Genomic DNA, 10,730 nt, shown 5'->3' on the forward strand with positions numbered 1-10,730 from the left:
TGACCCGGGGCAGCCCGAGCTCAGAGCCGGAACAGCAGCCCGCCCTCGTAGAACCCGGAGCCGATCGCCGGGGTGAGGTACAGCTGGCCCGGCCGGGTGCGGCCGCTGTCGATCAGCTCGGACAGGGCGATGGGGATGGAGGCGCTGGAGGTGTTGCCGCGCGTCTCCATCGTGACCACGAAGCGGTCGGGGTCGATGCCGGCCTTCTCCTGGACGGCGGTGTGCAGCGGGTCGGTGCCGGGGTGGATCAGCACCCAGTCGATGTCCTCGATCTCCAGGCCGTTGCGTTCCAGGAGGAGTTCGATGGCCCGCAGATTGCCCTCGATGGCCCGCTCGATGAGGTCGGGAGTGCTGGTGAGCCAGCCGTTGGGGCGGCGGGCGTGGATGACGCGCGCGTCCTCGCCGTCACTGAACAGCACGGAGTCGATCAGCCGGGGGGCGGTCGGCGCGAGGCCGTCGGTGCGTTCCAGGACGACGGCTCCCGCCGCGTCGCCCGCGACCAGCTCGCCCTTGCTGCCGGGCCGGGTGCCGCGCGAGAGCTGCTCGGAGCTGACGACGACGGCGGTGCGCCAGGGGCCGGGCGAGGACAGCATCGCGGCGGCGGACTGCACCCCGTGCACGAATCCGGCGCAGGCCCCGCACAGGTCGAAGCCGAGGGCGCGGCGGGCACCGAGCTCGTGCGCCACTCGGGGGCCGTACTCGGGGATGAACTGCCGGTCGGTCCAGTTGGTGACGATGACCAGGTCGACCTCGCGCGCGGTGCGGCCGGCCTCGCGCAGGGCGTGCTCGGCCGCGCGGACTGCCATGTAGTCGATGGTCTCCGCCTCGTCGGCGACGTGCCGCGACTTGACGTTCAGCCGGCCGATCACGGCCTGGTCGATCGCGTTGAACCGCTCCTCGGCGCCGACGGCGTCCGGCGTGTTGTGCACGACGCGTTCGGGGAAGTAGTGCCCGACGCCGGTGATGCGGATTCCGGTCCCCGCCCAGGTGCCGCCGGTGCGGATGGGGCCAACTTCCGTGTCGGTCATGGGTGTTCGGTGTCCTCTCGGTGGATGGTGACGGGGTCGCGGCGGACGGTGTGGCCGGCCGTCTCGCGGTCCCAGGTGTCGGCGGTGACGCCCGCTTCGCGCAGCAGGTCCTTGCGGACCTTGCCGGTGGGCGTGACCGGCAGTTCGGGCTGGGTGCGGATGTAGCGGGGAAGCATGAAGTGGGCCATGCGCGGGCGCAGGAAGCGCAGCAGCGCGGCCGGGTCGAAGGGCTCGCCGGGTACGGGGCTGACGACCGCGAGGACTTCCTGTTCGCCGTGCTCACCGGGAACCCCCACGGCCGCGGCGTCGCGGACGGCCGGGTGGGCGCGCAGTTCCTCCTCGACCTCGAAGGAGGAGATGTTCTCGCCGCGCCTGCGGATGGCGTCCTTGATCCGGTCGACGAAGTACAGCTCGCCGTCGGCCTCCTGACGGAAGGCGTCGCCCGTGTGGAACCAGCCGTTGCGCCAGGCGGCCGCGGTCGCCTGCGGCATGCCGTGATAGCCGTGGCTGAACGCCCAGGGCACCTCCGCGCGCAGCACCAGTTCACCGACGCTGCCGCGCGGGACTTCTCGGTCGTACGCGTCGACGACCCGTGCCTCGATGCCGGGGCGCGGCCTGCCGCAGCTGCCGGGCCGGGTCGGCCGGGGGCCCGACATGACCGGACAGGACGTCTCGGTCATGTTGAACAGCGTGCGCACCTCGACGCCGAACCGGGAACCGAAGGCGAGGGCCGTCTCCGTGAAGGGGATGACGTAGGCGGTGCGCAGCGGATGCCGGGTGTCCTCGGGGGCGGGCGGCTGCTCGGTCAGGAAGGCCGCCATGGCGCCGAGGAGGGTGCAGGCGGTCGCGCCGAGCTCGCGGACCTGTTTCCAAAAGGCCTTGGTGCGGAAGTGCGACGCGACGGCGACCGATCCGCCCAGGCCCAGCATGCCCAGGACGCCGAGGACGCCTCCGGCGTGGAAGAGCGGCAGGGTGACGAGGTAGCGGTCGTCGCCGGTGAGCCACTGCCCGTAGGCGGCCGTGGCGCTGGTGTGGAGGTGGGCGTGGCTGCACAGAACGCCCTTGGAGTGGCCGCTGGTGCCGGAGGTGTGGATGACGGCTTGGGTGTCCCAGGGCTCCAACGGGGCGTCGGGGGCGGCGAGTTCGTCGGCATGGGTGGCCAACGGGTCGCCCGACGGTCCGTCGATGACCAGCACCCGGAGGTCCGGTCCCAGGTCGAGGCCGTGCAGGTGGGTCGCGAGGTCCTGGCAGGTGATCAGCAGCCGGGCGTCCAGGCCCCGTATGACCCGCTCCAGCATCCGCCATCGGTAGGCCGTGTTGAGCGGTGCCCACACGCCTCCGGCGGCGACGGTGCCGAACCAGGTCCGCAGCTGGTCGGGGCCGTTCGGCAGCCAGCTGATCACCACATCGCCGCGGCCCACGCCCTGCTCTCGGAGCGCGGCACCCGTCGAGCCGGCCTGCCGCCAGGCGTCGGCGTACGTCCATCGCTCGCCGTCCTCGAACAGGGCGAAGAGCCGGTCGGGATGGCGGGCGGCCCGCCGGGCGAGCTGCTCGCTGACGACGCACTCCTCGCGCGCGGGCACGGAGCCGTGCGGGCTCATCCGTCGTCCTCCCCCGGCCGTCGGCGGCCCAGCACGGGAAGTCGCAGCAGCGAGGGCCGGGCCGCGTCGTGGAAGACGGACTGGCGGGCCACCACTCCCTGGGTGTCCTGGCCCGGGCGCCGGCCGGTGTTCATGTTCCGGTCCAGATGCGGGAAGTTGCTGCTGGTGACCAGCAGCCGCAACCGGTGTCCGGCCTCGAACCGCCAGGCGGTGTGCCCGAGGTCGACGGTGCACCGCTCGGGCACCGACGGGGTGAGGGGCTTCTCGCTGTCGAAGCCCTCGCGGTAGCGGGTGCGCAGCGCTCCGTCGCAGACCAGGATCGAACGGCCGTCGGGGAAGACGTCGGTGAGCTTCACGACGATGTCCGTGTCGGGCGCCGTGCTGGCGAAGCTGAGGGAGGCGGTGACGTGCCCGACGGCCTCCACGGCGACGGCGAGTTCGGGTCCGGTGTAGACGACGGTGTCGGCACGCTCCTCCAGGTGCCGCTGGTTGAGCGGGCCGCCGACGAGTTCCCCGAGGGCCAGGACGCGGCCCCCGTGGGTGGGGGACGGGTCGTGCGGATCGTAGGTGTAGGAGTCGGCCGGCTCGTCGTCCTGGGGCGGATACAGGGCGAGCCGGCCGCCCTCGCGCAGGTACCACAGGCCGGCGGCCGACTCTTCGGGCGGCCAAGTCCGGGCCGTGCGCCATTCGTTGGCGCCCATCATGAAGTAGCTCACGGGCTCGGCCGCGCGCTCGACGCCCTTGAGGTGGGTGTCGAAGAAGTCCAGGACCCGTTCGGCCACCGGGCCGTACTCCCCCGCCGCGGTGAGCCCGAAGTTCAGCTCGCCCTGGTGCTGCGGCAGGGTTCCGGAGTGGCTCCAGGGCCCGATGACGAGCCGGTGGCCGCCCGGATCGCGGCGGGCCAGCTCGTCGTGGAGGGCGATGCTCGGCCCGTTGTAGATGTCGAACCAGCCGGTGAGCGACAGGGTGGGGACGGCGACGTCCGTGGTGCGGATGTCGGGCCCGTGCGCGTGGCCCCGCTCCATCATCGCCCCCAGGGACAGCGGGCTGTCCGGCACGTCCAGGATGCGGCCGAGGGGAAGCCGACGCAGTTGCTCCTGCGGGGAGTTCAGATAACGGAGCACGGACGAGAAGCCGCGCCCGCGCCCCTGGGCCGCCTGGCGGCGCATCCAGTCGACGGCCATGAAGCCGAGCCATCCGGCGAGGTGGGACAGGCGCAGCGCACCGCCGGTGGCCTGCGGGTCGTGCGCGGCCGAGGTGGTCATCGCCGGGGCGATCGCCCGCAGGTGCGGGGGCTTCAGCATCGCCCCGAGCCACTGCACGATGCCGAGGTACGACATCCCGCTCATCCCGACGGCGCCGTCGCACCAGTCCTGGACGGCGACCCACTCGACGGTGTCGTGGGTGTCGCGGGCCTCGGTGGCCCACATCCCGGTGTCCCACTCGCCGTCGGAGGCGAAGCGTCCCCGGGTGTCCTGCACGACGGCCGCGTAACCGGCCCGGACGCAGCGGTCCGGGGGCAGCGGGTCCATCCTGGTCGCCGTCTTGTCGTACGGCGTGCGGTAGACGATCGCGGGGCGGGCCTCGCCCGGCGCCCGCCAGACGTCGGCGCGCAGCACGGTGCCGTCGCGCATGGGGATCTCGACGTCCTGGTCGACGACAATTCCGCTCGCCAAGGGACACCTCCGTCAAGGGAGTTCGGTCGTACGAGGGGAGGGGCGCCGCCCACGCTAGGCAGCGCGGACGGCGATCACATCGGCCGCCGAGTACCTGCTCGGCGGGCTGGCCGGGACTTGCGGTACTGGTCACCGGCACAAGGGAGGTGCAGTGACGCCCGCCGGTTCAGGAGATGCGGGCCGGGAACCCGCCACCGGCGACCTCGATCACGGTGCCGGTCAGGTACTGGTTGGTCACGGCGTGCAGCACCGTCTCCGCGACCTCGTGCTCGGCGGCGAACCGGCGGAGCGGCACCTGTTCACGCAGCCGCTCCATGTAGCGGGCGTGGGCGGGGTGCTGTGCGCACTTCTCGCGCAGCGCGGCGCCGTCCACCACACCGGGCGCGACGGCGACGACCCGGATGCCGAACTCGCCCAGTTCGAAGGCCCAGCTGCGGGTCAGCGACACCACGCCGGCCTTGGCGGCCGCGTACGCCGACTGGCCCCAGGAGCCCTGCCAGGTGCAGCTGACGACGGGGACGAGCACGCCACCGGTTCCCGCTTGCGCCATGGTGAGCGCGGCCTCGCGGCCGGCGAGGAAGGTGCCGGTGAGGTTGAGGTCGACGGTGGCGTGCCACTCCTCGATGCCGTGTGCGCTCCAGGCGCCGCCCGCCTGACGGGGCGGGCGCAGCAGCCGCTGGGAGAGGTTGCGGCCCGCCGCCATGACGCAGACGCCGAGTTGGCCCCGTTGTGCCAGGTCGGTGAAGAGGCGCCGTACGTCGGCGGGCGCGAGCGTGTCGACCTGTGCCGTCGCCAACTCCACGCCCTGCTCGGCGGCTTCCTTGCGGCAGCGCTCCAACTGCTCGGCGTCCCGGGCGGCGACGGTCGTCGGCCATCCGGCGGCGCCGAGCGCGTACGCGATGGCGGCGCCGAGGCCCCGGCTGCCGCCGATGACGACGGCCTGTCCCCGCTTCGGCATCACACCTCCCACGGGCGGGGGCGGCCGTAGCTGAAGAGCATCGCGCCCCAGCTGAAACCGCGCCCGATGGCCATGCTCAGGATGCGGTCGCCGGGCGCGATGGTGCCGTCGTGGACGTACTCCGACAGACAGCTGGGCACGCTGACGCTGGAGGTGTTGCCGCGCCGCTCGATGTTGAGCAGGACGCGTTTGTCGTCGCGGATGCCGAGGGCGTCCTGCACGTCGTGGATCAGGTTGATGTTGCCCTGGTGCGGGATGATCCAGTCGACGTCGTCCAGGTCGGCGTCCGCCTGCCGCAGGACCCGTCGGGTGGCGTCCGCCAGCACGCCGGGCGCGAACTCGCCGACGACCTTTCCCTTCATCACCATCGTGTCGTGCTCGTCGATGTCGAAGGCGTCGTAGTGGGTGGCGTCGGAGTGCAGTGTCACGGCGTGCAAGCCGTCGTCCGCACCGGGGTTCGCCCGCCACACGCCCGCGGCGGCGCCGCCGCCGAACAGTACGGAGTTGCGGTAGGAGAAGTTGAGGATCGGCCGGGGGTTCTCGGCGCAGACGATCAGTACGGTGCGGTGGCCGGTGGCGATGAGGCCGCGGGCGACGGCGGAGGCGTGCAGGAAGCCGGAGCAGGCGACGCCGGTCACGTCCAGGCACATCGCCTGCGGGGCGCCGAGGCGGCGCTGCACCGGCAGGGCGACGTCCATGTAGTTGTTGCCGGGGCTCGTGGGATTGACGCGGGGGCGCGCGGTGGCGCTCGTGCCGAGGATGATGTCGATGTCGCCGGGGTCCAGCTCGGCCTCGGCGAGCGCCCGGCGGGCGGCGCGCTCGGCCATGTCCACGTGCCGTTCGCCCTCGGGCGGCCAGTGCCGGGCGGCGACTCCGGTGTGGCGCAGGATCCACTCCTCGTCGACGCCCAGTTCGGGCCTGCTCGTGAAGTGGTCGTTGCGGACCGGCTCCCCGGGGAAGTCGTGGCCGATCCCGGCGAGCTGGACGGGCGGGCAGAAGAGGGTCATCGGTAGATCCCTTCGGGGTCGATCGAGCGCAGGACGGCCAGTTCGTCGGCGGTCGGGGGCGGTTCGTGCCGCAGCGGGTCGGCGATCCTGACCTGCCATCCGGTGCGGTCCCGCACGGTCTCGGCAGGGCCCGCTGCGTCGGTGCGGACGAGGCCGGGCGGAGGTGCCCAGGTCGCGAGGCGAAAGGGCTCGCACGTCTTGTCCCGTTCGAAGCAGCCGAACTCGGTCACCACCTGGCTGACGTTGCGGCCGGGGCTGGTGACGAAGCCGACCGTCTCGGGGCAGCGGCGCGGTGATGCGGCCGTCACCACGATCGTCTCCACATGGCTGGCCACGTCGTTGGCGCCGCCGGAGCCGACCAGGAAGCCGCCGCCGGGCGTGCGGCTGGTGTTGATACGGCCCTGCTGATCGATCTGCGCGGCGGACAGGACGCCCAGGGTGCGGTCGGCGCCGCCCGCGACGAGGCCGCCGAGCACCTCCCACGTCCCGGCGTGCTGACGGCATCCCTGCACGTGCCGTTGGGAGAACAGGAAGGTGTCCCCGCCTCGCGGCAGGAAGTCGATCATGCCGAGTTCGTTGACGACCTGGACGTGGACGCCCTCCTCGTGCAGCAGGCGTGCGGCCAGCCAACTGGCCATGTGGGCCGTGCCGATGCCGGCGAGGACGGTGCCGTAGCCCCGCGTTCGTACGGTGCGGCCGATGGTGCGGGCCGCCAGCACCAGGTGGTGCTCGCGATCGGTCGGTGGCGCGGAGCGCGCGATGACGTCGGGCACCGCCGCGGTGACCGGCGAGGCCGGGTGGAGGCCGGCCAGCCGCGCCTCCCCCAGCCGGGCCAGGTACCCCTGGTGACCGGCGGTTCCCGTGACCCACCGCTCGAACCACTCCTCGGTGAGCGCGGGATCAGCACACGCCTGGGCCAGGTCCTCCAGGAACAGATAGTCGTCGAGGTAGCCCTCCACTCCGGCGTCCGGCAGCGGGGTGAGGCCCTGCGGGTGGGCGCCGTACGGGCAGGGGGCGAGGCCCAGCACCCGCTCGGCCGGGATCTGGCAGGCCGCGCCCGCGGGTGGGTCCGCGCGCACCGTCTCCACCGTGGCGAGGACGCCCTGCTCGGCCGCCAGCGCGCCCCACCAGCCCTCCGCGACGGGACCGGAGAGATACAGGTTGCCCCGCTCGTCCGCGCACTGCGCGTGCAGCAGCGTCACGTCGGGCCGGAGCGCGGGCACCAGCACGGCCTCCCCCGCCTCATGCCGCAGGGCGTCCAACTGCCGGTGCCCCTGCGGCAGATCGGAGCCGGACAGCGAGGTGCTGACCGCGAAGGGGGCGCCCGTGGCTCCCGCCATCAGCCGTTGCAGCAGGGAGAGCAGGCTCCACTCCTCGACCGGGAACGGGTCGCCCTCGGGCAGCCTCGCGTAGAGCCGGTTGGGGCGGGACGTCGGGAAGGTGTCGCCGGCGAAGCCGATGACGGCGTGCTCGACCACTCCCGCCATGGTGAGCGCGTGCACCCCCGCGTGCAGGGCGTTGACGCTGATCCGGAACCGGCCCGTGCCCCGGAAGACCCGGGCGAGCGCCAGCACCAGGGCGTTGGGGCGGGACATGGTCGAGGCGATGTGCACCCGCATGCCCGGCGCCAGGAACCGCCTGCACAGCTCGTCGGGATCGGCTGCCACCACCGGGCTCATCCGGCGGCCTCCATGATCAGCGCGGAACTCTGGCTGCCGATGGCGAAGGCCAGGGACATCGCCAGGCGCACCTCGCCCGGGCGGGCGCCTTCGGTGACGTGGTCGTGGTCGCACTCGGGCTCCACGGTCTCGCAGTTGATCGTCGGCGCCAGGCACTGGTGTTTGAGCATCAGGGCGAGCGCTGCGCAGTTCACCAGGCCCGCGGCGCCCAGCAGATGGCCGTAGACCGGTTTGACGGAGCCGAGCGGTGTCCAGTCGCTGCGCCGGGGTCCGAAGAGGTGGCCGAGCGCGCGGCTCTCGGCCAGGTCGTTGTAGCGGGTCGCGGTGCCGTGACCGCAGATGTAGTCCAGTTCCCCCGGCGAGGCGCCCGCCGTGTCGAGGGTGTCGGCCATCAGCCGGGCCGTGCTCTGCCCGCTCAGGTCCATCCGGGTCGCGTGCGCGGCCTCGCTGATGCTGTGGCAGGCCCGCAGCGCGGCGTAGACCGGTGCCTGCCGGGCCTCGGCATGCTTCCTGCGTTCCAGTACGGCGACCACGGCGCCCTCGCCGAGCGCGAAGCCGTCCCTGCGCAGGTCGTACGGCTTGATCGCCCGCCGGGGTTCGGTGTCCCGGGACAGCACGCTGGTGCCCGACGCCGAGTAGACCTGCAACACCTCGGGGGTGAGCGGGAGTTCGTGGCCGACGACGAACATCACGTCGGCGGCGCCGCGCTGGATCTCGTGGGCTGCCAGGGCCAGCGCCTGATGGCCGCCCACGCAGGCGTTGCTGACGGTGGAGACCAGTGCCTGCGCGCCCAGCCGGATGGCGCTGAGCGACGCGGGCGTCCCGGCGAGGGAGGCAAAGACCGCCTGGGCCGGGGAGACCGGCGGGCGGGCGGGGTCCCAGGCCGTGCCCGAAGCGGTCTGGGACCACCACTCGGCCGGTCCGCGGGAGCAGGAGGCGACGACCCCGGTGCGCGGCGGGTCGATCGCTCCGTCGTCCGCCAGGCCGGCGTCCCGCGCGGCGTTCTGCACGGCCGAGAGGACCACGAGGATCTCCCGGCTGTACCGCTTGGCGAAGTTGTCCGGCAGGTCCGGCAGGTAGGGCGTGTGCTCGAAGTCCCCCAGCCGGCCGGCGCTGTGGATGCCGGTGCCGGAGGAGAGGACCGGCGGCAGCGCGCTGAGCTGGGAGTCACCTTCTCGTAACTGTCGCCAGACCAGCTCTGGGCTGTCGGCGCCTGGCAGTACGAAGCCGAGACCGGTGATGAGCACGTCCTCGAACGCCGTACCGGTTACGCGGGCCGAATGCGGCATGGGGCCTCCCTGTCAACAGCGGATGGTCGCCGGAGCGTGGTGAGTGAGCCGGGAACGCGCTCCCCATCAGCACATCCCGTCCCGGCACGGGCGGCCAGGCACGACAGGTACCGCCCGGACCGCCGCGCCGGGACTCGCAGTACCGGCCGGTCGGCCTCCGCACGCCCGGCCCCGGTGCGCCGGCGCCGCCCGCCGGAGAAACCTCGTGCGCACCGCCTTGACAGTCGGTACATCCTCCCGGACATTAATGAACATTCATTAACCCTCGTGAAGCGGGGTCTTCCCATGGATGGAACGGGAGTTGTCATCGCCGGCGCCGCGATCACGCGGCACGGCTTCTTCCCGGCGCGGGACTGGAAGGACCTCGTCGTCGAGTCCGCGTTCGCGGCCCTTCAGGACGCACGCCTCGACGCCGGGGACATCACCGACGGCTTTGTGTCGGTCTCGCTGCCGGAGACCTTCGAGCAGCAGAACCTCGGTGCCGTCGCCGCCGACGAACTCGGCCTCGCGCCGATGGCTTTCAGCCAGGTCAACGCCGCCTGCGCCGGAGGCACGGTGGCCCTGCGCAGCGCCGTGGCCGCCCTCGCCTCGGGCATGGCGCGGGCCGTGCTGGTCATCGGCGTGGAGAAGGTGTCGGACACGGCCTCGACTGCCGACTCGATGCTGCACTTCCCCGACGCCGAGTTCGAGGCGCCGGCGGGCTTCGACTACGTCGACCTCATGGCGCTGATGCACGACCAGTACATGCGCAAGTACGGCGCCACGCACGAGGCGATCGCCCAGTGGGTCGTACAGGACCGCTGGTACGCCACGCGCAACCCGAACGCGGTCGACCACGGGCGGCCCGAACTCACCGTGCCGCAGGTCCTCGACAGTCCCATGGTGTCGCGGCCCATCACCCGGGCGGCCTGCGGACGGGCCTGCGACGGTTCCTCGGCGGTCGTGCTGATGCGCCACGACGACGCTCCGGGAGCGTGCGAGCCGGTGGAGATCGCGGGCATCGCGCAGGCCACCGGGCCCAACATGCTGGCCGCGAAGTTCGGCCATCCGGCCTCCGCCGGCGCCGACATCGCCGAGGCGGTGCCGACCGCGGTGGCCGCCAAGGCCGCCTATGCGCAGGCCGGCATCGAGCCGCAGCACATCGGGCTGGCCCAGGTGCACGACTGCTTCAGCGTGATGGGCGCGCTGCACCTGGAAGGGCTGGGGATCTTCCCCACGGGCAAGGCCGCGGCGGCGGTGGCCGACGGGGAGACGGCACTGAAGGGCCGCTGCCCCGCCAACACCGACGGCGGCCGGATCGGCCTCGGTCATCCCACCGGTGCCACCGGGATCAGCGTCGCCGTGGAGTCGGCACTCCAACTGCGCGGCCGGTGCGGGGAACGCCAGGTGCCGGACGCGGATATCGCGGTCTGCCAGTCCATGGGCGGCTCCAACGCCACCAGCGCCGTCGCCGTGCTGCGGCGCCCGCGCTGAACGACCCACGCAGGAAAGG

Annotated in this window: 8 protein-coding genes; 1 reads left to right on the forward strand and 7 read right to left on the reverse strand. The window is 72.7% G+C overall.

From position 1 onward, the window contains the following. Nucleotides 1-20: 20 nt before the first annotated feature. From AB0I98_RS13380 to AB0I98_RS13410, 7 genes are all read right to left on the reverse strand, one after another. Nucleotides 21-1,028: a ketoacyl-ACP synthase III gene (locus AB0I98_RS13380; protein WP_362939842.1), complete on the reverse strand. Its 1,008-nt coding sequence runs from the start codon at nucleotides 1,026-1,028 to the stop codon at nucleotides 21-23. Continuing rightward, nucleotides 1,025-2,629: an AMP-binding protein gene (locus AB0I98_RS13385; protein ID WP_362939845.1), complete on the reverse strand. Its 1,605-nt coding sequence runs from the start codon at nucleotides 2,627-2,629 to the stop codon at nucleotides 1,025-1,027. Before AB0I98_RS13385 ends, AB0I98_RS13380 begins: the two co-directional genes overlap by 4 nt. Further along, a complete protein-coding gene (locus AB0I98_RS13390; protein ID WP_362939848.1) occupies nucleotides 2,626-4,305 on the reverse strand; it encodes a CocE/NonD family hydrolase in 1,680 nt (559 codons plus the stop codon). Before AB0I98_RS13390 ends, AB0I98_RS13385 begins: the two co-directional genes overlap by 4 nt. Before the next feature lie 166 nt (nucleotides 4,306-4,471). Further along, the gene (locus AB0I98_RS13395; protein ID WP_362939851.1) at nucleotides 4,472-5,263 is read right to left on the reverse strand and encodes an SDR family NAD(P)-dependent oxidoreductase; all 792 of its coding nucleotides are present in this window, start codon (nucleotides 5,261-5,263) and stop codon (nucleotides 4,472-4,474) included. Then, on the reverse strand, nucleotides 5,263-6,270 hold the full coding sequence (locus AB0I98_RS13400; protein ID WP_362939854.1) for a ketoacyl-ACP synthase III: 1,008 nt from the start codon (nucleotides 6,268-6,270) through the stop codon (nucleotides 5,263-5,265). The genes AB0I98_RS13395 and AB0I98_RS13400 overlap by 1 nt, the downstream gene beginning before the upstream one ends. Beyond that, nucleotides 6,267-7,949, reverse strand: coding sequence for a CoA-transferase (locus AB0I98_RS13405; RefSeq protein WP_362939857.1), 1,683 nt, complete (start codon nucleotides 7,947-7,949; stop codon nucleotides 6,267-6,269). The genes AB0I98_RS13400 and AB0I98_RS13405 overlap by 4 nt, the downstream gene beginning before the upstream one ends. Further along, nucleotides 7,946-9,238 (reverse strand): beta-ketoacyl-[acyl-carrier-protein] synthase family protein, encoded by a 1,293-nt coding sequence (locus tag AB0I98_RS13410; protein ID WP_362939860.1) that lies wholly within the window; start codon nucleotides 9,236-9,238, stop codon nucleotides 7,946-7,948. The genes AB0I98_RS13405 and AB0I98_RS13410 overlap by 4 nt, the downstream gene beginning before the upstream one ends. Before the next feature lie 285 nt (nucleotides 9,239-9,523). Between AB0I98_RS13410 and AB0I98_RS13415 the strand changes: the two genes are divergently transcribed. Next, nucleotides 9,524-10,711 (forward strand): thiolase family protein, encoded by a 1,188-nt coding sequence (locus tag AB0I98_RS13415; RefSeq protein WP_362939863.1) that lies wholly within the window; start codon nucleotides 9,524-9,526, stop codon nucleotides 10,709-10,711. Nucleotides 10,712-10,730: the final 19 nt, after the last annotated feature.

It is taken from the genome of Streptomyces sp. NPDC050211 (genome assembly GCF_040656035.1).
In the GTDB taxonomy this organism is placed as follows: domain Bacteria; phylum Actinomycetota; class Actinomycetes; order Streptomycetales; family Streptomycetaceae; genus Streptomyces.

Bases quoted from the DNA above. Each gene is read 5' to 3' on its own strand.
- AB0I98_RS13395 (WP_362939851.1), bottom strand. From the start codon at position 5,263: ATGCCGAAGCGGGGACAGGCCGTCGTCATCGGCGGCAGCCGGGGCCTC.
- AB0I98_RS13385 (WP_362939845.1), bottom strand. From the start codon at position 2,629: ATGAGCCCGCACGGCTCCGTGCCCGCGCGCGAGGAGTGCGTCGTCAGC.
- AB0I98_RS13410 (WP_362939860.1), bottom strand. From the start codon at position 9,238: ATGCCGCATTCGGCCCGCGTAACCGGTACGGCGTTCGAGGACGTGCTC.
- AB0I98_RS13380 (WP_362939842.1), bottom strand. From the start codon at position 1,028: ATGACCGACACGGAAGTTGGCCCCATCCGCACCGGCGGCACCTGGGCG.
- AB0I98_RS13405 (WP_362939857.1), bottom strand. From the start codon at position 7,949: ATGAGCCCGGTGGTGGCAGCCGATCCCGACGAGCTGTGCAGGCGGTTC.
- AB0I98_RS13415 (WP_362939863.1), top strand. From the start codon at position 9,524: ATGGATGGAACGGGAGTTGTCATCGCCGGCGCCGCGATCACGCGGCAC.
- AB0I98_RS13400 (WP_362939854.1), bottom strand. From the start codon at position 6,270: ATGACCCTCTTCTGCCCGCCCGTCCAGCTCGCCGGGATCGGCCACGAC.